At 45.7% G+C, this 24,455-nt stretch carries 24 protein-coding genes; 13 read left to right on the top strand and 11 right to left on the bottom strand.

The genetic code is table 11. The features are described 5' to 3' along the window. Nucleotides 1-25 precede the first annotated feature (25 nt). Nucleotides 26-811 carry a biotin--[acetyl-CoA-carboxylase] ligase gene (locus AOC20_RS09135; RefSeq protein WP_215360470.1) on the top strand — a complete coding sequence of 262 codons (786 nt, stop codon included), beginning with the start codon at nt 26-28 and terminating at the stop codon, nt 809-811. Next, nucleotides 808-1,617, top strand: coding sequence for a type III pantothenate kinase (locus AOC20_RS09140; protein ID WP_215360472.1), 810 nt, complete (start codon nt 808-810; stop codon nt 1,615-1,617). The genes AOC20_RS09135 and AOC20_RS09140 overlap by 4 nt, the downstream gene beginning before the upstream one ends. On the opposite strand, the gene rfaE2 is transcribed toward AOC20_RS09140, so the two are convergent. Further along, the gene (rfaE2, locus tag AOC20_RS09145) at nt 1,614-2,102 is read right to left on the bottom strand and encodes a D-glycero-beta-D-manno-heptose 1-phosphate adenylyltransferase (RefSeq protein WP_215360474.1); all 489 of its coding nucleotides are present in this window, start codon (nt 2,100-2,102) and stop codon (nt 1,614-1,616) included. The two genes, AOC20_RS09140 and rfaE2, sit on opposite strands and share 4 nt — an antisense overlap. 58 nt (nt 2,103-2,160) lie before the next feature. On the opposite strand from rfaE2, the gene AOC20_RS09150 reads away from it, so the two are divergent. Genes AOC20_RS09150 through AOC20_RS09170 form a run of 5 tightly spaced genes read left to right on the top strand, consistent with a single transcriptional unit; the run spans nt 2,161 to nt 6,990 of the window. Then, nucleotides 2,161-2,763: a glutathione peroxidase gene (locus AOC20_RS09150; protein ID WP_251373094.1), complete on the top strand. Its 603-nt coding sequence runs from the start codon at nt 2,161-2,163 to the stop codon at nt 2,761-2,763. Beyond that, entirely contained in the window at nt 2,760-4,136 is a 1,377-nt protein-coding gene (locus tag AOC20_RS09155; RefSeq protein ID WP_215360476.1) for an NAD(P)/FAD-dependent oxidoreductase, read from the top strand. Before AOC20_RS09150 ends, AOC20_RS09155 begins: the two co-directional genes overlap by 4 nt. 3 nt (nt 4,137-4,139) lie before the next feature. Further along, a complete protein-coding gene (locus tag AOC20_RS09160) occupies nt 4,140-4,925 on the top strand; it encodes a DUF1365 domain-containing protein (RefSeq protein WP_215360478.1) in 786 nt (261 codons plus the stop codon). Beyond that, a complete protein-coding gene (locus tag AOC20_RS09165) occupies nt 4,922-6,217 on the top strand; it encodes an SAM-dependent methyltransferase (RefSeq protein WP_215360480.1) in 1,296 nt (431 codons plus the stop codon). Before AOC20_RS09160 ends, AOC20_RS09165 begins: the two co-directional genes overlap by 4 nt. Continuing rightward, nucleotides 6,214-6,990: an SDR family NAD(P)-dependent oxidoreductase gene (locus tag AOC20_RS09170; RefSeq protein WP_215360482.1), complete on the top strand. Its 777-nt coding sequence runs from the start codon at nt 6,214-6,216 to the stop codon at nt 6,988-6,990. Before AOC20_RS09165 ends, AOC20_RS09170 begins: the two co-directional genes overlap by 4 nt. Nucleotides 6,991-7,008: 18 nt before the next feature. On the opposite strand, the gene AOC20_RS09175 is transcribed toward AOC20_RS09170, so the two are convergent. From AOC20_RS09175 to argS, 3 genes are read right to left on the bottom strand one after another with little or no spacing between them, the layout of a single operon-like run. Beyond that, entirely contained in the window at nt 7,009-7,656 is a 648-nt protein-coding gene (locus tag AOC20_RS09175) for a thiol:disulfide interchange protein DsbA/DsbL (protein ID WP_215360484.1), read from the bottom strand. Beyond that, a complete protein-coding gene (locus AOC20_RS09180) occupies nt 7,653-8,276 on the bottom strand; it encodes an SPOR domain-containing protein (protein WP_215360486.1) in 624 nt (207 codons plus the stop codon). Before AOC20_RS09180 ends, AOC20_RS09175 begins: the two co-directional genes overlap by 4 nt. 35 nt (nt 8,277-8,311) lie before the next feature. Beyond that, nucleotides 8,312-10,039 carry an arginine--tRNA ligase gene (gene argS, locus AOC20_RS09185; RefSeq protein ID WP_215360488.1) on the bottom strand — a complete coding sequence of 576 codons (1,728 nt, stop codon included), beginning with the start codon at nt 10,037-10,039 and terminating at the stop codon, nt 8,312-8,314. A 35-nt stretch (nt 10,040-10,074) separates the two neighbouring features. Here argS and AOC20_RS09190 point away from each other — a divergent pair, with 35 nt between their 5' ends. Continuing rightward, complete coding sequence (locus tag AOC20_RS09190; RefSeq protein ID WP_215360490.1) at nt 10,075-10,392, top strand: DUF1840 domain-containing protein; 318 nt, start codon at nt 10,075-10,077, stop codon at nt 10,390-10,392. On the opposite strand, the gene metH is transcribed toward AOC20_RS09190, so the two are convergent. After that, complete coding sequence (gene metH / locus AOC20_RS09195) at nt 10,389-13,139, bottom strand: methionine synthase (protein ID WP_215360492.1); 2,751 nt, start codon at nt 13,137-13,139, stop codon at nt 10,389-10,391. The genes AOC20_RS09190 and metH overlap by 4 nt on opposite strands. Continuing rightward, entirely contained in the window at nt 13,136-14,200 is a 1,065-nt protein-coding gene (locus AOC20_RS09200) for a homocysteine S-methyltransferase family protein (protein WP_215360495.1), read from the bottom strand. Before AOC20_RS09200 ends, metH begins: the two co-directional genes overlap by 4 nt. 75 nt (nt 14,201-14,275) lie before the next feature. Here AOC20_RS09200 and AOC20_RS09205 point away from each other — a divergent pair, with 75 nt between their 5' ends. Beyond that, on the top strand, nt 14,276-14,725 hold the full coding sequence (locus AOC20_RS09205) for a PhaM family polyhydroxyalkanoate granule multifunctional regulatory protein (protein WP_215360498.1): 450 nt from the start codon (nt 14,276-14,278) through the stop codon (nt 14,723-14,725). On the opposite strand, the gene AOC20_RS09210 is transcribed toward AOC20_RS09205, so the two are convergent. Next, nucleotides 14,637-15,722 carry an MBL fold metallo-hydrolase gene (locus tag AOC20_RS09210; RefSeq protein ID WP_215360501.1) on the bottom strand — a complete coding sequence of 362 codons (1,086 nt, stop codon included), beginning with the start codon at nt 15,720-15,722 and terminating at the stop codon, nt 14,637-14,639. The two genes, AOC20_RS09205 and AOC20_RS09210, sit on opposite strands and share 89 nt — an antisense overlap. 36 nt (nt 15,723-15,758) lie before the next feature. Here AOC20_RS09210 and AOC20_RS09215 point away from each other — a divergent pair, with 36 nt between their 5' ends. Beyond that, nucleotides 15,759-15,935, top strand: a complete 177-nt coding sequence (locus tag AOC20_RS09215) for a DUF1289 domain-containing protein (protein WP_215360503.1) — start codon at nt 15,759-15,761, stop codon at nt 15,933-15,935. Between the two features lie 9 nt (nt 15,936-15,944). Here AOC20_RS09215 and acuI read toward each other — a convergent pair whose 3' ends face one another. Beyond that, nucleotides 15,945-16,928 carry an acrylyl-CoA reductase (NADPH) gene (gene acuI, locus AOC20_RS09220; RefSeq protein ID WP_215360504.1) on the bottom strand — a complete coding sequence of 328 codons (984 nt, stop codon included), beginning with the start codon at nt 16,926-16,928 and terminating at the stop codon, nt 15,945-15,947. 87 nt (nt 16,929-17,015) lie between these two features. Between acuI and AOC20_RS09225 the strand changes: the two genes are divergently transcribed. From AOC20_RS09225 to AOC20_RS09235, 3 genes are read left to right on the top strand one after another with little or no spacing between them, the layout of a single operon-like run. After that, the gene (locus AOC20_RS09225; RefSeq protein WP_215360505.1) at nt 17,016-17,312 is read left to right on the top strand and encodes a hypothetical protein; all 297 of its coding nucleotides are present in this window, start codon (nt 17,016-17,018) and stop codon (nt 17,310-17,312) included. Nucleotides 17,313-17,322: 10 nt separating this feature from the next. Further along, nucleotides 17,323-17,823 (top strand): flavin reductase family protein, encoded by a 501-nt coding sequence (locus AOC20_RS09230; RefSeq protein WP_215360506.1) that lies wholly within the window; start codon nt 17,323-17,325, stop codon nt 17,821-17,823. A 27-nt stretch (nt 17,824-17,850) separates the two neighbouring features. Next, on the top strand, nt 17,851-18,513 hold the full coding sequence (locus AOC20_RS09235; protein WP_215360507.1) for a glutathione S-transferase family protein: 663 nt from the start codon (nt 17,851-17,853) through the stop codon (nt 18,511-18,513). Between the two features lie 10 nt (nt 18,514-18,523). Here the strand turns inward: AOC20_RS09235 and AOC20_RS09240 are convergent, their stop codons facing one another. From AOC20_RS09240 to AOC20_RS09250, 3 genes are all read right to left on the bottom strand, one after another. Further along, nucleotides 18,524-21,559 (bottom strand): efflux RND transporter permease subunit, encoded by a 3,036-nt coding sequence (locus AOC20_RS09240; protein WP_215360508.1) that lies wholly within the window; start codon nt 21,557-21,559, stop codon nt 18,524-18,526. Between the two features lie 7 nt (nt 21,560-21,566). After that, a complete protein-coding gene (locus AOC20_RS09245; RefSeq protein ID WP_251373195.1) occupies nt 21,567-22,706 on the bottom strand; it encodes an efflux RND transporter periplasmic adaptor subunit in 1,140 nt (379 codons plus the stop codon). Nucleotides 22,707-22,848: 142 nt separating this feature from the next. Continuing rightward, a complete protein-coding gene (locus tag AOC20_RS09250; RefSeq protein ID WP_251373095.1) occupies nt 22,849-24,399 on the bottom strand; it encodes an efflux transporter outer membrane subunit in 1,551 nt (516 codons plus the stop codon). Between the last annotated feature and the right edge of the window lie 56 nt (nt 24,400-24,455).

The raw sequence follows: 24,455 nt of genomic DNA on the forward strand, positions 1-24,455 counted from the left end.
GGTCAGACCTTTCTACAATGGCGGAATGACTGCAAATTGCATCCTTGAGCGAGTTACCGAGACCAAATCAACCAACGATGATCTTTTGGCGCGCTGGCGAGCTGGCGAGCTTATCGACCCAGTTGCTCGCATTGCCCATAAGCAAACCGCTGGCAAAGGAAGAGCAGGTCGATCATGGTTGGCTAATCCAGAGGACTCCCTCTGCTTTTCTCTCGCGTTTCCATTTAAAAGAACTCCTGCCGAACTGAGCGGCCTGAGCTTGTTAGTTGGCCTATCAGTTATTGACGGCATTGCGCAGGCCTGCGACCTGAGTGAGTCAGAACTTCAAGCAGCTGGTCTGCATTTGAAATGGCCTAATGACTTATTGATCAATAACAGCAAATTGGGCGGCATCCTCATTGAAGGTGGACAAGCAAAAGCGGGTGATCCAACCTGGATGATTATTGGGATCGGCATTAACTTACGCAATGCAGAAGCAATTGCAGCAAATCTAGATAATGGATTGCAAGTAAGTGCGCTCTCTCAGCTCACTCAATCCCCTCCCGATATTGAATACCTTTGGCTCAAATTGATTGCCTCTCTTGAATTTAATCTTACAGAATTTGATCTCCGTGGATTTAAGCCCTGTAGAGAACGGTGGATGAGGTGGGATACCTACCAAGATCAGCCTGTGTGTATTTCGGGGGCTGGCAGAGATCCTATTTACGGCATTGCAAAAGGTATAGATGAATCTGGAGCATTACTTTTGCTACAAAATAACAAAATAATCACCATTCATGCCGGTGATGTTTCATTACGGATTCAATCATGAGCCTCTATTTATTTTTTGATGTTGGTAATACACGCCTCAAATGGGCTGCTGTGGAATCCACTCAAAATCCAAGCGCGCAACAAAAAAAATTATGGGCTTATTCAGGATCCATTAGTAGCAAGTCATTGCAGTCTGCAGAACATCGAGCTGAGTTGGCTGACTACATCTCCAAAACATTACCAAAGCCTGCAGTCATTGGATTTAGCTGTGTAGCCGGGGAAGAGGCGCTTGCCAATCTCAAATCACTATTTCCACAATGGAGTGATCTTGAATGGCAACAATTAAAGGGTGATAGCACTTACACAGGGATGCGCAGTCTTTATCAAGATTCCAGTAAGTTAGGCGCTGATCGCTGGGCTGCCCTGATTGGTGCCCGCGCACTCTCAAACAAAAACACCTTAATTGTGAATGCTGGTACAGCTACAACCATCGATGTACTGGGGTCTAACGGCGTACATTACGGCGGCTGGATCTTACCTGGACTTGCATTAATGCAGGTCAGCTTGGCAAACAATACTGCGCAACTAGATTTAGCGACACGCTCAGAGCACCATGGTTTTGGCACATGCACTAATGACGCCATTATTGGGGGTTGTGACGCAGCACAAATTGGTGCAATTCTGCATGCCATGCAACAGGCAAAAGAAATAAATATCCCGATTGAAAAAATTTGGATTGATGGCGGGAATGCCAAGCTATTAGCAAAAGAAATTACACAAACGAATTTACCAGCTCAGCAAATGGTTGAAGTAACAGAGGGACTGGTACTGCGCGGTATCTGGGCGTGGTTGCTGCAAAACCCTTAAGAGCGAATCTTGCCTAACAAAGTTGTTGTTGATCTCTCATACAAAAACGGAATCGCCACTGCTTTGCCACCCCAGCTTTTCACTAAATGTGTTTCGGCTAAGGTATCAATTTCGTAATCCCCTCCCTTGACATAAATATCAGGGCGAATTTTTTCAATGAGGTTCACTGGGGTTTGCTCGGTAAACAACACTGCCATGTCTACACTTTCCAGTGCAGCTAATAAAGCCTGACGATCAGCCTCAGAGTTAATTGGCCTGTCATCACCCTTCCCCAACATCTTGACTGAGGCATCTGAGTTAACACCCACTACCAAACTAGCGCCCAAGGCACGTGCCTGAGCTAAATAACTAGCATGGCCTCGGTGCAAGATATCAAAAACTCCATTGGTAAATACCAATGGCCTAGGAAGGCTTGCTAAACGATCAGCAAGCTGCTCCGGTGAACAAACTTTAGCTTCGAAAGAGGGTGGGCGAATATCAGTCATGCCTCAATATTAATGGCAATCCTGCAAGGTCAGCGATATTAGCCAGAATGACTTAGACTTGGCCTCTACTAGTGAATTAAAAGGGCGCAATATGCACCGCTATCTCATAAATTGCCTATTTGGCTTATTTGCATTCTTTTCTGGATTTCAGCTTGCCAACGCGGCACCTAGCTGCAGTCCCCTGCTATCACATACATTTCCGCGTCTTCAGGATGAAGCGCCACAAAATCTTTGCCAATATCAAGGCAAAGTTATTCTGGTCGTTAACACTGCGAGTTTCTGCGGCTTTACGAGTCAATACGAAGGTCTTGAGAAGCTCTATGCTAAATACAAAGATCAGGGATTTGTAGTGCTGGGCTTTCCATCCAATGACTTTGGGCAACAAGAACCCGGCAGCAATAAAGAGATTGCAGATTTCTGTAAAAATACGTATGACGTGAAATTTCCGATGTTTGCAAAAAGTACAGTTTCAGGCAACAACCCGAATCCTTTATTTAAGATGTTGATTGCCAAAACCGGCACAACTCCGAAATGGAATTTTTATAAATATTTAATTGACCGCAATGGCAATGTGATTGACTCCTTTGGAAGCATGACTAAACCAAGCAGCAGCAGCATTACAAGTCAAATTGAAAAGCTTTTAGGAGAGAAGGCTCAGTGAGTAAAAAACGAATTGCCATTATTGGCGCAGGTATTTCCGGATTAGGCTGCGCCTACGCCTTAAGACAGCATCCTGAATTTGAAATTACCTTATACGAAGCTGGCAATCATATTGGTGGTCATAGCAATACAGTCGACTTCTCTTGCAACATTGATGGCAAAGAAATCACCCACGGCGTAGACACTGGCTTCCTAGTCTTTAATCGCAAGACTTATCCAAGACTTGTGCGACTATTTGAAGAAATTAAAGCGCCTGTAGCGCCTTCGGAAATGTCTTTTTCCGTCTCAATTGACGCCTCCGGAAAATCTGGATCAAACAAAAAAATTGAGTGGGCGGGCAATGACATTAATTCCTTTTTTGGTCAACGATCCAATCTCCTTTCTCCATCCTTTTGGAGAATGGCCTACGATATCTTGCGCTTTAATCGCCTAGCAACTGAATTAGCACATCAGCAAATTGAAGCTGGTCATTTATACAAAGAACCTGATGAAAAAATTGCGGATTTTTTAACACGCCATCGCTTCAGTCAAAGTTTTAAAGAAAATTATTTTCTCCCAATGATTGGGGCTATTTGGTCATGCTCAGTTGAGCAAATGCTTGAGTTTCCGATTCAGACTATGGTGCGCTTCTGCCATAACCACGGTCTTCTACAGATTCAAAATCGCCCCCAATGGTTAACCATCCAAGGCGGATCACGCGAGTATGTCAAACGGATCGTGGCGGCGCTTGAAAAATATCAGGTGACTATTAAACGCGAATGCGTCCTGCGCGTGAATGCCAATCACAGCGGCGAACATGCTGAAGTAATCAGTCAGAATGGTTCAGCTTATTTTGATGAGGTCATCATGGCTTGTCACAGCGACCAAACCTTGGATTTGGTCCATGGTATTGATCAACAAGCACGAAATATTCTTGCAGCAGTTCCTTACCAAAAGAATCGGGCAATATTACATACTGATATCCGTTTCCTTCCAGAAGCAAAACGCTGCTGGGCCGCATGGAACTACACCGCCAAATCTGGCGACAAGCCAAACGCCAAACAACATGTCAGCGTTAATTATTTAATTAATCGCCTGCAGCCATTGCCGGACCAACTTCAAGATACACAAATTATTGTTAGCCTAAACCCCTCCGAGGAGCCTGATCCAAAACTGGTGCATCAAGAGATCCATTATTCACATCCAGTATTTGATATGAGCGCAATACAAGCCCAGAAAGAGTTACCCTTAATTCAAGGGACTTCATCTATTTGGTATTGCGGTGCATGGACTGGCTTTGGATTCCATGAGGATGGCTTGCGCTCCGGCGAATTAGTAGCTGAGGCTTTAATTGAAAGCATTCGCCAACCCATCAAAACCAAACAAGATGTGTAGTTAATGTCAGATGCAAAGATTAACTTTGGAGTAGTAAAGCACCAGCGCTTACGTCCGGCCAAGAATGCTTTTGGCTATGGCGTATTTACTGTTTCTATTCCCATGCGCGCTCGTAGCGTTAATCCTGACTTACTTCATCATCACGGCTTAAGTGATAACCGTTGGGGTCTGTGTGCTTTTTTTGATAAGGATCACGGTCTAGGAGAGCCAAATAGTCTTGCCTGGATAGAAAGGATTCTTGCAGAGAATCACATACACAATATTGACGGAGAGATTTGGCTGCAGACTTTTCCAAGAGTCCTAGGTTATGTTTTTAATCCAGTCAGCTTTTGGATCTGCACCCGTGCCAACGGCAAAGTACAGGCAGTGTTAGCTGAGGTCAACAATACTTTTGGTGAGCGTCATTGTTATTTGCTATACAAAGATTCTGGTGAGGCCCTACGCTCCGGAGAAACACTCACCAGCAAGAAGGTATTTCATGTTTCACCGTTTTGCGAAGTTCGGGGTGATTACCACTTCCGCTTTCTCTTCCCTCAAGATAGTAGTAGTGGCAAAAATAGTGTCTGCCGCATTGAGCTACATGAGGACGGCGAGCCTCTGATCAACACCAGCATCAGCGGTACTAGCCGCCCACTCAGCAAAGCCAATATCATTCTGGCCCTCATGCGCTATCCTTTAATGAGTTTAGGAGTGATTTTCCGTATTCACTGGCAAGCATTGAAATTGTGGCTAAAAGGTGTACCCTTTCACTCAAAACCCAAACCACCAGAACTTGAAGTCAGCAGATGAATCGTCCCGGACAATCCCTTCTCTCTAGATTAAATTTTTCTCGTCCACAAGGTCGAGCTAGTGCTTCGCCGCAATATCAAATCAGCACCAAGACACTTCTGACCCTACTCACCCAACTGAGTAGCGGGCATTTGAAGCTGATTTTGCCAAATGGTGAAATGCGTGAATTTGGTAATCACAGCGATACCTTGCATGCTGAAATCCACATTTTGGAGTGGTCAGTATTTAAAGAGATCATGTCGCATGGTGATATTGGTTTTGCTGAGAGCTACATCCAAGGCAAATGGAATACGCCTGATCTCAAAGCACTGCTTGAGCTTGCCATCCGTAATCGCACTATTTTAGAAAAAGCCATCTATGGCAATTGGTATGGCTCTATTTTTTATCGCCTGAAACATTGGCTTAGAGACAACAGCAAAGCGGGTAGTCGCAAGAATATCCATGCACATTACGATCTTGGTAACGCCTTCTATACGCTTTGGCTTGACCCCACGATGAGTTATTCCAGCGCCTGGTTCTCAGAAGGCGATAAGCAAGCTTTAGCTGATGCACAGCGTGCAAAGATTGGGCGCATTCTCGACTCTCTGCAAACAAAGTCTGGAGATCATGTTTTAGAAATTGGCTGCGGTTGGGGCGGAGTGATGGAAGAGTCTCTGCGTAGCAATCGAGCTATTACTGGCCTGACTTTATCTACGGAACAAAAAGCGTTCGCAGAAAAGCGTTTGACTGCCGTACAAACCCAAATATCTAACCCTCCAGCGTTTGAAGTTCGCCTTCAGGACTATCGTGATTGCCAAGAAAAATTTGATGGGATCGCTTCAGTCGAAATGTTTGAAGCAGTCGGTGAGAAGCACTGGCCAGAGTATTTTGAAACTGTTGCTCATTGCCTCAAGGCTGGCGGTAAAGCCTGCATTCAAACTATTGTGATCGCAGAAGATCTCTTTGATCGCTACCGTCGCAATACCGACTTTATTCAGCAATATGTCTTTCCTGGCGGTATGTTACCCTCGCGAGCGAGCTTTAAAGCGAGTGCAGCTAAGGCCGGACTAAAAGTCGAACAAGAATTTGCCTTTGGCGTCGATTACTCAAAAACACTTTGCATTTGGCGTGATAACTTTAATCAAAAACTAAATGAGGTACGTCAGCTAGGCTTTGATGAAGCATTCATTCGCCTTTGGAACTTCTACCTCATGTATTGCGCTGCTGGCTTCACGGAGCGTAATATTGATGTGGTGCAATTCACATTAAGTCATCAACCCCCACAAGCATCTTCCGATGCGCTAAGCTCATGAAACAACAAGGTATTGATCAGTTCCCTGGAAAAAGGGTCTGGGTCATTGGAGCCTCTAGCGGAATTGGCGAAGCTTGCGCAAAAGCATTGCTATCCCAAGGCGCCAAAGTTGCCCTTTCCAGTCGAAGAGTCGAGCGTTTAAACGAAATCGCCCTGATGGGACAGATTGATCAAACGCTCGTTATTCCGCTAGATGTCACAGATGACGTACAACTTCAGGATGGCTACAAAACCATCTTGAATGCTTGGGGTGGAATTGATCTTCTACTGTTTGTATCGGGGATGTATGTCCCGCTACGCGCAGACAACTTTGATATCAAAATTGCTGAAAAAACCATCGATGCAAATTTGCTGGGACCCATGAGAGCGGTTGCGTTAACGCTTCCTGAGATGCTGAAGGCTCGCTCAGGACATATTGCCATTGTTGGCAGCGTTGCAGGGTATAGCGGCTTACCAAAAGCATTAGCATATGGCCCAAGCAAAGCTGCCATCATCAATTTTTGTGAGAATTTATATTACGACTTACTGCCAACTGGAGTCAGCGTACATATGATCTCCCCTGGGTTTGTTGCTACAGAGGCTACTGCTCAAAATGATTTTGAAATGCCGGCACTGATTACTGCTGATGTAGCAGCCCAAGAGATTTTGAGCGGCATTCAAAAAGGGGAATTTGATATTCACTTCCCAAAACGATTCTCAAGATTCTTAAAATTTCTCAGAATCTTGCCGTACCCAATCTACTTTTGGATCGTGCGCCGCTTCGTCAAAATTTAAGCAGTCCCTTTTTTAGGATTACTGCTTGTACTTATCTTTGCGGATTTTTTCTACTAAATAATCCATTACAACGATCGCCTTAGCTTTAGATCCAGCAATAGAAGGAGATGTAACGTACTTGCCTTGCATGACGATGGTAGGCACTCCATCAATACGATAGGCTTCAGCCATCTGCTTAGCAGCGCGTGCTTTAGAAATCACTGCAAAGGATCGATAAGTAGCTAAGAAGGTATTGCGATCAATGCCTTGAGATGCAACCCAATCAGCGATTTCATTTTCAGTTAATAGACGCTTATTTTCCTTATGCATCGCATACATCACTTTTTCATTAAAAGCATCGCCTTTGCCCATTGCCTCTAAGGCATAGAACAGTTGGCTGTGCGGCATAAAGTCGTCACGGAAGGCCACAGGAACTCTACGAAATACAACATCTTTAGGCTGACGCTTTACCCAGCTACTCAGCTCAGGCTCAAAGTCATAGCAATGCGGGCAACCATACCAAAAGAATTCAATAACCTCTACTTTCCCCTTAGTTTCCACAGGTTGTGAAACGGGCAATATGCGGTAATCAAAACCTTCTTCAACTTTTTGGCCTTGCGCATTAGCAAAACTACTTAAAGAAAGGAGTGCTAATACGACAATGAATCTTTTGCTAAATGAAATCATGATTTACTGGATTTAATCAAAGTTGGTTTAATGCCCATGCCACTCAATTTATCTCGTACTGAGTTGCTCTCTTCAACACTGTTATATGGCCCAACGCGCACACGCCAAAGAGTATTTCCATCGCTGGTGACTTCACTTAACTGAGCCTGAATTCCTTGAATAGCCAAATTCGCTTTTTGTGCATCTGCATCGGCACGCTTCACAAAAGCGCCGACTTGCAAGAAATATATTGAGTCTGATTTTGCTGAAGCTGCATCTGCTGGCTTCTCTGCAGATTTCTTACCATTGACTAAATCACCAATCGGATCTGCTGAAGCAGGAGCGGGTGATTTACCTTGGAGTGGCTTATTTAAGTCGACCGGTTCGGACGGAGCAGCTGCCTCACCTTCAGCGGGCGCTGGCGAAGGCTTCATCATTAACGGCAGATTGGGGGCGCGCATGCCAGGTCTTTCTTGAGGCGTATTTTTTGAAAGATAAAAGGCGATGACAAAAGCTATTCCAAGACCGGCGCCCAGACCCAAAATGAAGCCGAGGATTGTGCCACCGTATTGGCCATTTTGGCTATCGACGCGGCTCAGAGACTGAATAGGGCTAATTTGTTGATTCGGTGTTTTCATCATTTCCTCATCTTACCTCTTCACTTCACGCCTCGCCATTACATCTTTGCTGGCGCGGATACTCCGAGTACTTTTAGGCCATTTTGCAAGACCTGGCGAGTTGCTGAAAGCAAGGCAAGGCGGGCTAGCTTCAAATTCTGATCATCCACCAATACCCGATCAGCGTTATAGAAGGTATGGAAGTCACCCGCTAAATCTCGCAGATAAAAAGCCAATGCATGAGGAGCCAATTCTTCTGCAGCCGCAGTAAGCACTTCTGGATATTCTGCTAAACGACGCAGTAAATGATCAGATGCTTTACTTTGCAATAGTGATAAATCGGCCTTGTTTAAATCCGACGTTTGTCCACCCCATTGCTGCAAGATTGAACTAATACGAGCATGCGCATACTGAACATAGAAAACTGGGTTCTCATCATTTTGTTGCAATGCTAAATCAATATCAAATACGAACTCAGTATCTGCCTTACGCGAGATCAAGAAAAAGCGCACAGCATCACGACCGCGTTGTAACGCAAGCTCTCTTTCGTCCGATGTCATCTCTGGAGTAATGCCTCCAGACCATTCAACTAAATCACGTACAGTGACATAAGAACCAGCACGCTTAGAAATCTTAACTTCTTCACCATTGCGCATGACGGTAACCATCTTGTGCAAAACATATTCTGGATATGTTTTGGGGATATCCCAACCACGTTTCTGCGCTACGCCCTGTAAGCCTGAGCGCACACGGGCAATCGTGCCATGGTGGTCGCTACCTTGAACATTAATGACTTTCTCAAAGCCACGATTCCATTTACTGGTGTGATACGCAACATCAGGCACAAAGTAGGTGAAAGTGCCATCTGACTTGCGCATGACACGATCCTTATCGTCGCCATCATCTGTACTCTTTAACCAAAGAGCGCCTTCGGATTCATAGGTCTTACCGATGCTTTGTAAATCACCAACGATTTGTGCAACACTGCCGTCGGTGTACAGAGAAGACTCTAGGTAATAGCAATCAAATTTCACGCCAAAAGTTTTTAGATCAATGTCTTGTTCATTACGCAAATACGCAACAGCAAATTGACGAATCGATTCAATATCTTCTTTAAATTCTGGGGAGGCTTTAAATGCTGCGGCAATCTCCGCAATGTATTCGCCGTTGTAAGCTTGTTCAGGCCAATTGGTATCGCCCGGCTTTAAACCCTGTAAGCGCGCTTGAACTGATAAAGCTAAGTTCGCAATTTGGACACCAGCGTCGTTGTAATAAAACTCGCGGTGTACTTTAATTCCTTGGGTTGCCAATAAGTTGGCCAAGGCATCGCCAAGGGCTGCTTGCCTACCATGGCCAACATGTAGTGGACCGGTTGGATTGGCAGAAACAAACTCAATCATGGCGCTTTGGACAGATCCAGCACTTGGGACAGATTCACCAAAATGAGGCCCAGCGGAAAGTATCTCTTCCACTACTGCAGTTTTGGCAGCATTACTAAGGCGGAAATTAATAAAACCAGGCCCAGCGATTTCACAAGATGCAATTAGCTGCCCAAAGCCAGCCTGTTGCTGTAAGCGCTCCACCAAAGCCTGTGCAAGCTCGCGTGGATTTAGCTTCCAAGCCTTGGAAAGCTGGAGGGCAATATTGCAAGCAACATCCCCATGGTCAACAGCCTTAGGGCGCTCCAGACGGGGGGCAGGCGCCTCCCCTAGGCCGCGTTCCTGAGCCAAGCCTGCTAGAGCAGCGCTCAGCATTTCAATTAAACGATTTTTATTGGTCGACAACATAGATAAGTGAGTTTATCAGGTGGTAAGCTATTGAAATGATCTATCAATTTCGCTCAAAAGCTGGTCCAGATGTCATCATGCTGGCGGACCTGACTAAACGAATTTTTGATATTTTGGGGCGCCCTCTGGAGCCTCGCGGCATACTGACGGTAGAGCAACTACCAGACCTGATCACTGCACTAGAAACTGCCATACTCAAAGATCTTGAGGAGCGAGCCAAAGCAAATGACGAGACCGAGAAGGGCGCTGAAAAGCCTAAATTGGCAGATCGTCTCGGACAACGTGCTTACCCATTTCTAGAACTCATGAAGCAGGCTAAAGCCAAAGACGAACCAGTTATGTGGGGCGTTTAGTCTAGCAAGCTCGCCAATTGGCGACGGGTGTCCTCTACGCTCTGTCCACGACGCTTTGCCAAGTCTTCAACTTGATCATCCGATAACTTGCCCACGTTGAAATAACGTGCATCTGGATGAGCCAAATAGAAACCACTCACACTTGAAGCTGGATTCATAGCCATAGACTCAGTCAGCGTCATACCAATATCTTCTGAGCCAATGACGCGCAATAAATCTTCTTTGACCTCATGTGCGGGGCAAGCTGGGTAACCAGGTGCTGGACGAATACCGCGATATTCCTCGTTGATCATCTGATCATTAGTCAGAATCTCATCGCTTGCATAGCCCCACAAATCAGTACGCACACGATGATGCATTAATTCTGCAAATGCTTCGGCTAACCGATCAGCTAAGGCTTTCAACATAATGGCACTGTAGTCATCATGCTTAGCTTGAAACTCGGCAACCTTCTTTTCAACACCGTGGCCTGTGGTCACTGCAAAGCAACCAAGGTAGTCAGCAACGCCAGAATCTTTTGGCGCAACGTAATCAGCTAAGCAACGATTCGGCCTACGCACCCCATCTACAACCGGACGCTCAGACTGTTGACGCAAATTGTGCCAAACAAATAATGGGTGTTCGCGCGCTTCATCGCTATACAAAACAATATCGTCCCCGACTGTATTAGCAGGATAGAAAGCAACCACCGCATCAGCTTGTAGCCATTGGCCTTTAATCAGCTTGTCGAGCAGCACCTTGGCATCTTCAAATACTTTGCGCGCCTCAACACCAACTACTTCATCATCTAGGATTGCAGGAAACTTGCCAGCCAAATCCCAAGTCTGAAAGAATGGTGTCCAGTCAATGTATTTAGCAATATCACTCAAGGCAAAGTTTTTAAATACACGGCGTCCGATAAATTTTGGCTTCTCCGGAACATAAGAAGACCAATCAATCATCTCGCGATTTTTGCGTGCAGCAGTCAATGAAATCGTTGGGGCAGCTTTCTTGTTCGCATGTTGCTCACGAATACGCACATAGTCATCACGCAGATCTTGAATAAATTTCTTGGCACTTTCATCTGAAAGCAGACTAGAGGCAACAGATACTGAGCGGGAAGCATCAGGAACGTACACTACTGGACCATCGTAGTGAGGGGCAATCTTCACGGCAGTATGAACCCGCGAAGTAGTAGCACCACCAATCATTAAGGGGATTTGACGCTCACGGAACCAATCGTCACGCTGCATTTCTTGTGCGACATAGGTCATTTCTTCGAGAGATGGCGTAATCAAGCCTGATAAACCAACGATATCAGCATTCTCTTCCTTGGCGCGCTTCAAAATCTCTGCACATGGAACCATTACACCCATATTGGCTACTTCAAAATTATTACATTGCAGAACAACCGTCACAATATTCTTGCCGATATCGTGCACGTCACCCTTCACAGTCGCCATCACAATTTTGCCCTTGGCTTTGGCTTCACCACCAGCGGCAATATGTTGACGCTTTTCTTCTTCAATGTATGGAATCAAAATAGCAACCGCTTGTTTCATCACACGGGCACTCTTGACTACTTGAGGTAAGAACATTTTGCCGGCGCCAAACAAATCGCCAACGACATTCATACCATCCATGAGGGGGCCTTCAATGACTTCAATTGGTCTACCGCCAGCACCCATGATCTCTGCACGCAACTCTTCAGTATCTTCTTCGATAAATGTCGTAATACCATGTACTAAAGCATGAGTTAAGCGCTCACGAACGAGGGCCTCGCGCCATACCAAATTCTCAACCTGTTTCGCACCACCACCTTTAAATTGATCTGCAATATCTAACAGACGTTCAGTTGGTGTTTTGCCATCCTTCTCTTTAAAGCGATTGAGGACAACATCCTCAACACGCTCACGCAACTCGGGGTCTAGATCGGCATATACGCCCAATTGGCCTGCGTTCACAATGCCCATATCCATACCAGCTTGAATAGCGTGATACAAGAATACTGTGTGAATAGCTTCACGCACGCGATCATTGCCGCGGAATGAGAAGCTCACATTGGAAACACCACCGCTTACCTTGGCGCCCGGGAGGTTTTCTTTAATCCAACGTGTAGCATTAATAAAGTCGACCGCATAGTTATCGTGCTCTTCAATGCCCGTAGCAATTGCAAAAATATTCGGGTCAAAAATAATGTCTTCAGCAGGGAAGCCAATTTCATTTACCAAAATTTCATAGCAACGCTGACAGATTTCAGTCTTACGCTGAAAGGTATCTGCTTGTCCTACTTCATCAAAGGCCATGACCACAGAGGCAGCGCCATAGCGACGAATTAAGCGAGCCTGATGCCTGAAAGGCTCTTCGCCCTCCTTTAGGGAGATCGAATTCACAATGGGCTTACCTTGAATGCACTTCAAACCCGCTTCGATGACACTCCACTTAGAGGAGTCGATCATGATAGGAACGCGTGCAATATCAGGTTCGGATGCAATCAAATTCAGGAAGCGCGTCATCGCTGCTTCAGAATCCAACATCGCCTCATCCATATTGATGTCAATGACTTGGGCGCCATTCTCCACTTGCTGACGGGCCACCACCAGCGCTTCATCAAATTGATTATTCAAAATCATTCTGGAAAATGCTTTAGAACCTGTGACGTTTGTACGTTCACCAATATTCACAAAGCCTACATCAGCGGTAACATTAAATGGCTCGAGACCAGAAAGCTTCATTAGTGCCATTGCTTTTTTATCGATCTTGCTCATACTGCGGCCTCTGCATTCTCACGATAGAAAGCACGCGGCTTGCGCTTAGCAACTGCATCTGCAATTGCCCGAATGTGATCAGGTGTAGTGCCACAGCAACCACCAACTAAGTTAACTAAGCCATCTTTGGCAAAACCATCAACCAAGCTAGAGGTAATTTCTGGTGTCTCATCAAAGCCAGTGTCACTCATTGGGTTAGGCAAGCCCGCATTGGGGTAGCAGGAGACTGCTGCGTCACAAATCCTTGCAAGCTCAGCGATATAGGGGCGCATCAGCGCGGCACCTAACGCACAGTTCAAGCCAAAGGTAAGAGGCTTAATGTGGCGCAAGCTATTCCAGAACGCTTCTACTGTTTGACCAGACAAAATTCGCCCAGATGCATCAGTTACTGTTCCAGAAATCATGACTGGTAATCTTTCGCCAGTCTCTTCAAAAAATTCATCAAGCGCAAACAAAGCTGCTTTGGCATTGAGCGTATCAAAAATGGTTTCGACCAAAAATAAATCAACGCCACCTGCAAACAAACCTTCAATCTGTTCACGATACGAAGCACGCAAAGCATCAAAGGTGACATTTCGTGCACCTGGATCATTAACGTCTGGTGAAATACTTGCCGTTTTCGGTGTAGGTCCAATGGCACCTGCTGCAAAACGTGGCTTATCAGGAGTGCTGTATTTTTCACAAGCAGCGCGCGCCAATCTAGCGGAGACCTCGTTCATCTCACGAGCTAAGCCAGCCATTTTGTAATCTTCTTGCGCTACTGAAGTGGCACCAAAAGTATTAGTCTCAATGATGTCTGCGCCCGCATCCAAATATTGCTCATGAATTTTGCTGATGATTTGTGGCTGAGTGAGTACTAGCAACTCGTTGTTACCTTTGATGTCTCCGGGATGCTCAGCAAAACGGGTATTGCCTGGTAAACCGCGATAGTCCGCTTCGGTAAGTTTGTACTGCTGAATCATGGTGCCCATGGCGCCATCCAAAATCAGGATGCGCTGCCTCAGTAGCTCGGGGAGCTTTTGACCTCGGGTGTAGGGCTGGGACAAACCATTAGATTGCATTGTTAAACCGGGATTAATCTCTAGAATCCCTTATTCTATTGGAAAAGCCACTTTTCATTTACCCCGGAGCCCCTTATGTTTGGAACCATTCCAGAATTCAATCAAAGCCTAGAAATGTTTAAAACCATGTGGGGACAAGGCGCAGCAGGTCAAGCAGGACAATTCCCCTTCACAACCGATGCCTCTAAGGCTGCTGGAGGCTTTGGCGCAGCTTTTCCTGGCTTAGATGTAGATGAGCTAGAAAAACGCATCAAAGACCTCAAAAGCGTGGAAAACTGGCTTAATTTGAATCTCAATATCCTTAAATCGACCATTCAAGGGCTAGAAGTCCAGCATGCGACCATGATGGCGCTGAAGTCCTTTGGTGATGCTGTCTCAGCTGCAGGTGCAGCGGCAACAGCCCCTAGCGAAGAGTCCGAGACTAAGACGACTAGCGCTAAACCACGGAAAACCGCAACACGCCGTCGTCGCAAAGCTGGCGACGCAACTTACCTCGACGAAGTAGGTAATTCAGATGAGCAATAGCCTCACCCATCGCAAATGTAAGTTGATGAATATCTAATTCACGCTTAAACAAGACCGGCACAATCTCCCTTGCATGTGCCGGTTTTTTACAGGCGCTTAAGGTGTCTGCCAAGCGCTCTTCATGATGCGCTTTCAGTTGAGCAACACGTGGTCTGATTCCAGTAAATGGCTTGCCATGAGAAGGAAGTACTAAGGCATCTTCGGGTAACGCCAAATACTTTTCAATAGAGTCTAAATACAATCCGAGAGGATCGGCATCCGGATCAGCATCATAGACACTCACATTAGTGGAGATGCGGGGTAGCAACATGTCTCCAGAGATCAGCACTCCCAGCTCTTTGCAAAAAAGAGAAGCATGCTCAGGCGCATGTCCATACCCCATGATGACTTGCCAAGCATGACCGCCAATCGAAATCAATTCTCCATCCAAAATACGTCGGTACTGACGTGGTACTCCAGGAACCATATTGCTATAGTAGTTTGAGCGCGCACGAATTTTTTCTAAATCTTCAGAGCCTGTTAAACCATGTTTTTGAAAATGATCAGCAGAACCTCCACTACCAGCACGCGAACCAACTGCAGCACCACCCTCTTTGCAACTTAACCATTGCGCAGTTAAATAATCTGTCATGGAGATCCACATAGGAACGTTCCACTTTTCACAAAGCCATTGTGATAAACCCACATGATCAGGATGCATATGCGTCACAATGACACGCAAGACTGGCATGCCCTCAAGCTGGGTAGCAAATACTTGCTCCCATGAGGCTCTTGTCTCATCATTGGCAATACCGCAATCGACAATCGTCCAGCCCGCTACACCATCAATTTCATCACGCAGCAACCACAAATTGATGTGGTCTAAAGCAAAGGGTAGGCGCATTCTGATCCAGCGAACACCTGGCGCAACCTCAATACTGCTGCCCACTTCCGGAAGCGCCTCTCCTAAGGGATAATGAACTGCGGCTTCAGTGCTTGCTTGTTTTTGAGTATTCATGGCTTAGTGTTATTTATTTTTACTTTTAGGTTTACTTTGACAACAGTTCCATCGCCTTGCATTAATTGGTGTGACATCAACCCTGAAAATGGTTACTGTCGTGGCTGCTATCGTACCTTGACTGAAATCGCTGACTGGTCAGAATTAACCAATCCCGAGAAACTTGAGGTCTGGTCACAACTTCCTAGTCGCAAACCTCAAGTGCCGCAGTAAAACCAATCTTTATTTATTGACGTCGACAATTAAACGTCCACGTACATTTCCCGCCATTAATTCTTGCGCGTATTTAATGGAATCCTCAAGAGAAATTTCATGAGAGATTGCATCTAACGTTTTTAGATCCACCAGCTTAGCAAGTTGCTCATACGCAGCAATTCGTTTTGCACGTGGCACTGTTACGCTATTAATGCCATACAAAGTAACGCCACGCAAAATAAATGGAGCAACACTCGAAGGAAAATCCATTCCTTGAGCAAGGCCACAAGCCGCTACTGCACCATCGCTCTTGGTTTGTGCACAAGCATTAGCTAAAGTATGACTACCCACACTGTCAACTACCGCAGCCCAACGCTCTTTTGCTAATGGCTTGCCAGGGGAAGATAAAGTGGCACGATCAATGACTTCGCTTGCGCCTAATTTTTTCAAGTAATCAGCCTCAGCCATACGGCCAGTGCTGGCAACCACTGTAAAACCCAACTTACTCAACAAGGTGACTGCAAAGCTACCAACACCCCCTGCTGCACCAGTTACCAACACTTCACCATCGCTAGGCTTGAGTCCATGTTTTTGTAAAGCCATGACACAGAGCATGGCGGTGTAGCCAGCTGTTCCAATAGCCAACGCTTGCTTTGCAGTAAATCCTTGAGGTAATGGAATCAACCAGTCGGCTTTCACACGAGCTTGTTGACCTAGACCGCCCCAATGTCCCTCGCCTACTCCCCAGCCATTGAGAAGCACCATATCGCCTGCTTTGAAGTCAGGGCTAGTACTGTCTAGAACTTCACCAGCAAAATCAATTCCAGGCACCATGGGAAAGCTGCGCACTACTGGGCCTTTACCGGTAATTGCTAGGCCATCCTTATAGTTCAGAGTGGAATACAGCACTTTTACGTGCACATCGCCCTCAGGGAGGCTAGCCTCGTCCACCTGAGCTAATTCTGCGCGATACCCCTGATCATCCTTATTTACCAATATTGCTTTAAACATGTCTCATCCTTTTAGAGCGAGGTATTTCCCCGCAGCAATGACTTAATAGGTTTATCCTAACGAGCATTGCTGATTATGGAGGCTTCCATGAAAAAAATTCTACTATTAACTACGATTTCTGGCTTGCTGCTAGCTGGGTGCTATTCCACCCGCATCAGTATGTCCATGGGCAATATGCGGCTTATAAGCTCTAGCGCTGCCCCACAGGATGTGATGGACTTCGCGACTACAACCTGTAGAAATGATTTCTATGAGGGTGCCAGCTTTCTTTCCAAGGCGGGCAAAGACTATCGCTTTAAATGCGTAAAAGCCGAAGAAAACGAAATCTTGAATCCTATTCCTGGCACAACCATCCCAGCCGCAGCAAAAACTGAATCTAAATAAACAAAACCTAATGACTCCATTTACATCACAAGAGCTGCGCAAAGGTTTCGCGTCATTTGCAACTGGGGTCACTGTCATCACCTGCCTAGATGAAGAAAACAATCCTCATGGCATTACGATCAGCTCCTTCAATACCGTCTCACTAGAGCCACCACTCATTCTTTGGAGCCTCAAAAAGCATTCACGCCTGATGCCCTGGGTAGAGCTTGGCAAAAAACATCTCATTCATGTTCTAGAGCGCTCCCAAGAAAACTTAGCGATGCATTTTGCTACCGTAAAGGTGGATCAATTTAATGGGGTCGATCATCAATTAGCAGCCAGCGGACTTACCCAAATTGATCATTGCGTTGCCTATTACGAATGTGAAACGATCTGCGTACATATTGGCGGCGATCACAACATCATTGTGGCTAAAGTGATTAACTTAAAAAATTACCCTGAACGGGAACCTCTCATTTTTGCGCGCAGCAAATTTATTGGTCTCGATTTATCAGAAGTCAAAGCTAGCTAAAGCTAATTCATCTCGCAAGGAAATACCATGATGCGTTTATGGGGTCGCAAAAGTTCTATTAACGTTCAAAAAGTACTCTGGTGCCTCGCTGAGCTTGGCCTCAAGGAGGACAAAGACTTTGAGCGCATCGATGCTGGACTACAGTTTGGCAAAAACAATACGCCCGAGTTTCTCAAGATGAATCCGAACGGACTTGTTCCTACCCTGGAAGATGGCGATATCGTACTTTGGGAATCCAACACTATCCTACGTTACTTGGCTCGCCAGCATGATCAAGCTGGGCGCTTTACCAGTGATATACAAACCCAATACGAATCCGAGAAGTGGATGGATTGGCAATTAGGAACAATGTGGCCAGCACTACGCATTGCTTTTCTAGGTCTAACCAGAACACCGGAACCAGAGCGCAATTACGACGCCATACTAAAAGGCTATCAAGAGACAAATCGATTACTGGGAATGCTTGATCAAACATTAGCTAAGCAAAGTTACTGCTCAGGCAATCAATTTCAGATCGGCGATATTGTTTTAGCGCTTTGTGTCAGTCGGTGGATTCTGCTAAATAAGACTTTCCCTCAAGAAACAGGGGAACGTGCAAATCTCAAGAACGTTGATGCTTGGCTGAAGCGCTTAGAAGAGGAAACTTGCTTTAACGATATTGCTGAAAAAGAGCTCAATATCGTTAAGTAGCCCCTTTCCTTTACTGCTGCTTAAATTTCTTAGCGTGGTGATCTGCGCCAATAAACAGATACATTGCCGGCACTACAAAGAGTGTGAAGAGCGTACCAATTGAAAGGCCAGTGAAAATCACAATGCCCATCGATTGTCGGCCAGCAGCCCCAGCCCCAGAAGCGATCACCAAAGGCAATACACCTAAAACCATTGCTGCAGTTGTCATCAAAATTGGGCGTAAACGAACGCTACTCGCTTCAACAATGGCATCAAGCTTACTGCGCCCAGCTTCTTGAAGTTCATTAGCAAACTCCACAATCAAAATACCGTGCTTACTAATCAAGCCCATCAGCGTCACCAAGCCAACTTGGGTGTAGACGTTTAAGGTCGTGAATCCTAGATTAATAAAAATCAGGGCGCCAAACAAAGCTAGGGGAACAGACACCAAGATCACAATCGGGTCACGGAAACTTTCGAACTGGGCAGCAAGTACTAAGAACACGATCAAGATCGCAAAGAACATAGTGACTAAGAAGCCGCCAGATTCAGCCATAAATTGGCGTGATGGGCCCGCGTAGTCCATGCTGTAGCCGCTAGGTGCGACCTCTTTCAGGGTCTGGCGCATGAACTCCAATAAATCCGCTTGTGAAATAAATGGGGTACTTACACCGGAGATCGTTGCTGAGTTCAATTGCTGGAAGTGATTAATGGATTGCGGCACTACTCTTTGTTTAATCGTCGCAATGGTACGTGCTTGAACCATTGCGCCACTTGGAGTACGAATGTAGTAATCTAAAATTTGATCTGGGTTCAAACGATCGACTTGTTTGACTTGCGGAATCACGCGATAAGAGCGGCCCGCTACTGAGAAGTAGTTCACATAGCCTCCACCCAAAGCTGCCGAGAGCGCGCTACCCACTTGCTGCTGAGTCATTCCTAATGCAGCCACTTTTTCACGATCAATTTCTAATACATCTTGGGGCTTATCAATCTTGAGATCGGAGTCGACGAAGAAGAAATTACCGCTACGACGTGCTTTATCAAGCACTGCTTGCGATACCTCATTTAATTGCGTATAGGATTCTGTTGTATTGATAACTACCTGTACCGGCAAACCTTGTGCACCCGGTAGCGCAGGGAATTGGAAGGCAGCCACTCGTGCACCAGCAATAGTATTCCACTTTTGCTGCATATCTTCTTGGAACTTCGTCGCATTACGATTACGCTCACCCCAGTCTTTTAACAAAATACCGCCAAAGCTCGAGGTAGGACTTGTAATCTGAAATGCTTGTTCGTATTCCGGTTCTGCAGCAGCGATCGCATAGATTTGATCCGCATAAGTCTGCATTTGATTAACCGTACTATTGGGTGGTCCTGACGCTTGCATCAAAACAATACCCTGATCTTCAGTTGGCGCTAACTCAGCACGGGCAGTTGCATATAAATAAGCAACTCCGCCCAGCAAGATTACGCCCATCACAATAATGACTTGCCACGTACTTAATAATTCACGCAAAGTACTTTGGTAGCTGTGATGCACCTTATCAAAAATACGATCAATCTTTTGGACAAATGGCGAGGCTTCTTGTTCTTCGGTAAAAATACGAGAGCACATCATCGGCGACAGAGTTAAGGCAATCAAGCCAGAAACAGCTACCGCACTAGCCAAAGTAAAGGCGAATTCCGTAAACAGCGCACCCGTTAATCCACCCTGGAAACCAATCGGAATATATACCGCAATGAGCACTACCGTCATTGCCAAAATAGGACCGCCTAGTTCACGTGCAGCGATTAAGGAAGCCTCTAAAGGAGATTTTCCCTCCTTCATATGACGGTCAACGTTTTCAACCACAATGATGGCGTCATCCACCACTAAACCAATCGCCAATACTAAGGCCAGCAGGGTCAGCAAGTTAATCGAATAACCCAAAATCTGCATCAGAAAGAAGGTGCCAATGAGCGATAGGGGCATTGCAATTAATGGAACAGCAACGGCACGAGCACTACCCAAGAAGAGATAGATCACCACAGTCACAATTACCAAAGCCTCCAGCAAAGTGGTAACCACTTCGTCAATTGAGCTAGTAATAAATTTGGTGGAGTCATAAACAATCTTGCCAGTCATACCAATAGGCAATTGCTTCTGAATATCTGGAACCACATCTCGAACACGCTGTGCAACATCTAATAGATTAGCTTGAGGCGCAACCTTAATTGCAATGAAAACGGACTTCTTGCCGCTAAAAGCTACATTGGTGTTGTAGTCCTCAGAACCCAAAGTGACATTAGCTACCTGCTCTAGGTAAACAATGTTCACACTGTCTTTTTTAATAATTAACTTGCGAAACTCTTCAAGGGTATGTAAGTCAGTACCAGCAACTAAATCGACAGAAACCATATCACCCTTGGTGCTGCCAACTGCTGATAGGTAGTTGTTAGCCGACATGGCACTATAGACATCATCCGCACCAACACCCAGACCAGCCATTTTTTCGCGATCTAGCCAGGCACGTAAGGCAAACTTTCTACCGCCAGTGATTTCGGCATTTTGTACGCCCTCAACTGAGTCTAGTTTTGGCTTTACAACGCGCAATAAATAATCGGTAATCGCATTGTTGGGAAGTTCGTCGCTGTAAAAACCCATATACATCGCAGCGGTAGATTGTCCAACTTGCACAGTCAAGATGGGCTGCTGTGCTTGGGTAGGCAATTGATTTTTGACTGCGCTAATTTGCGTCTGTATCTGCGTTAGTGCAGCATTTGAGTCGTAGTTCAACTTCAACGTGGCCACAATAGTGGAGACCCCACTCACACTGGCTGAAGATAGGTAATCAATACCTTGTGCTTGAGCAATAGATGCTTCAAGAGGTTGAGTAATAAAGCCTGCAATCGTTTCAGGATCTGCACCATAGTAGGCCGTAGTGATCGTCACAATCGCATTTTGCGTTTGTGGATATTGGTTTACTGGTAAAGAGCCAATTGCCTTCAAACCAAAAATCAACACGAGAGCGCTCACCACTATGGAGAGCACTGGCCTACGGATGAATATGTCAGTCCAATTCATCTGCTATTTATTCCTGCGGCTTTGGATCTGGTGAGTTAGCTGGCTGCACCTTGTTATTAATAATCAATGGTGTGCCATTCTTAAGCTTCAGCTGACCACTAGTCACAACTGTTGCACCTTCGTCCACACCCTTCAAAATGGCAACCTGATCACCACGAGTCAAACCAGTGGTGACAAATACTTGTTGCGCCTCAAGAGCTGGATTACCTTGCTTATCTTTCTTACCAGTAGGTTTAGCAATAAATACTGTTGAGCCATAGGGGTTGTATGTCACTGCGGTCTGAGGCAAGGTTAAGTATTTCACTTGATCGCCCAGCTTGATATTCACATTAGCAAACATACCCGGCAGAATTTTCTTATCCGGATTAGCAAGCTTGGCTTCTACTTGAATATTACGGGTGTTGGTATCTACCTTCGGGCTAACAGCGGTAATCTTGCCAGTAAAGCTGGCGTCCTTAAATGCATCAGTTGTCACAACCACTTCTTGCCCTACCTGGACTTGCTCAGCATTGTTTTGAGGCAAATTAAAATCAACAAAAATGGGGTCCAAGGTTTGTAATGTTAATAACTTATCACCAGGGTTTACATACTGCCCTGGATTAATCGACACAATGCCTACGCGCCCCGCAAATGGTGCCTTCAGATTCTTCTTTGCTACTAAAGCTGTTTGCTGCTCAACCTGCGCTTGTTTGGATTTCGCATCAGCAGCGCTGGTATCAAATACATTCTTACTAATCGCTTGAATTGCCAGCTGCTGCCTATCACGCTCGTTGATTACTTTAGCCAAATCTGCCATTGCTTTTAAAGAATTCAATTGGGCTACATCGGAAGCGTCATTCAACTTAATGAGAAGCTCGCCTTCCTTAACATCTTGACCCGACTTAATGGGTACTGTTTGCACCAGGCCGCCAAGCTCGGTGCTGAGTTCAACACCTCTAAATGCGCGTACATTACCAACGCTAGATAATTTTGGCTGCCATTCGGAAGTGGCGATGACTAAGGTAGATACTGTTGCTGGAGGCAAGCCCATACCTGCAATGAAATGCTTAATCATGAAAGTCTTCAACTGATTGAAAGCAAAAATCAGACCCAACAACAAGAACACGCCACACAGCATGACGGTCATACGACGCTGCAAAGGCTCCATAGCCATCAGCTTTTGGTGGGCTTTTGTACCGCGCCATTTTTGACCCATACGTACCCAAAAGGCTTTTGCTTTTTGCCAAAGCGCTATTGCCTTGGGTTGTGTCCATGCCCATAAGGCAAGCACTAAAGCGATGAGCTTGTTCTTAATTTGTTCCAGAAGTTTCATTTTGATCTTTGTTCGCTATGTCTTTTGGTTTAAAAGCCGGGCCTTCACGATTCCACCAGCCACCGCCAAGTGCAGCAAATAATGCGGCCGTATCTGAGAAGCGAGTAGCTTGCGCTGAAACGGATTTCACTTTTGCTTGTTGATACTGATTTTGGTAATACAGCACTGCTAAATAACTTGCTGTACCTAACTTGTATTGTTGTTGGACCAAGTCCAAGGTCTCATAGGCGTAGCGCTCAGCATCTGATGCTGCCTTTAAGGCTTGAGCACCAGTCTCTAACGCACGTAATGCATTGGCCACTTCTTGAAATGCATTTAAGACGGTTGCTTGATACTGAAAGGCTGCTTGCTCGTAGTTAGCAATTGCGCCACGGCGTTGCGCCAATAGCTGTCCACCCTGAAACAAAGGCTGCAAGATGCCACCGCCCAGAGTCCATAAGGCGGAGTTTGGTCCAAATAATCCATTGGAAGTTAGGGCAGCTGCACCAATGGATCCAGTGATATTAAATTGAGGCAACAGATTGGCTGTTGCTACACCTACGAATGCGTTCTGCGCTTTGAGTTGGGCTTCAGCAGCACGCACATCAGGACGCTGGCGCACCAAGCTAGATGGCACTGATAAAGGTAACTTCTCAGGTAAATGCAAGTTAGCCAGATCAAACTTTGCAATGCTTGCATTGCTTGGAATCTCTCCCACCAGAACTGCTAATTGATTGCGTGCAAATGCGAGGCTTCTCTCGTAATTAAAAAGATCTACCTGTGAATTAGAAACCAATGTGCGCTGCGAAGTAACGTCCACCTTAGAAACTGTACCGATCGTCAACTGCTTCTCAGTCACTTCAGCAAGGTTTGTTTGAGCCTTCAGAATTTCTTCTGTGGCTTGCATCTGCGCACGCAGTGCAGCCTCCTTAACAGCGCCAGTCACTACGTTAGCAGTGAGTGAAAGATAGGCACCCTCTAGCTGAAACTGCGCAACCTCTGCTTGTGCACGTGCACCCTCAACCGCTCTACGCGCCCCACCAAACACATCTAACTTATAAGTCACATTGACTGAAGTGTTGTAAAGGTTATAGGTATCTGATCCATAACTAATGCCATAAACGGCTGATGGCTGTTTCTGCCTTGTGGCATTTGCACCAACACCAATCGACGGAAAATATTGACCGCCAATTTGCGCATTGACATTTTCCTGGGCAGCACGCAATGCTGCATCTGCTGCACCAAGATTAGGATTTTGCTGAAGTGCTTTTTTAATCAGAATGTCTAGTTCTGGGGATTTATAAAGTTCCCACCACTGCGCTTCAATATCAGCGCCTTCAATAAACTCTTGATCGGTGCCTCCCGGAACTCCAGGAGCAGAAGCAAGTTTTTTGGCTAACGGAGTTTCTGTATAGGTAGAAGTCTTGGGCGCCTCTGGCTGCTTAAAGTCAGGCCCTACAGCACAAGCAGATAACGCACCTACGCAAATAAGCGAAAGCAAATTCAAACGTGAGAGCGCTGGCATCGACAGAAACATGGCTTGCAACAAATATCCTTTTTTACAAGAGTTATTTGAACACAGAAATACAATCAGGTCTGTGTAAA

The sequence above is a fragment of the Polynucleobacter ibericus genome (assembly GCF_018687955.1).
Lineage (GTDB): Bacteria > Pseudomonadota > Gammaproteobacteria > Burkholderiales > Burkholderiaceae > Polynucleobacter > Polynucleobacter ibericus.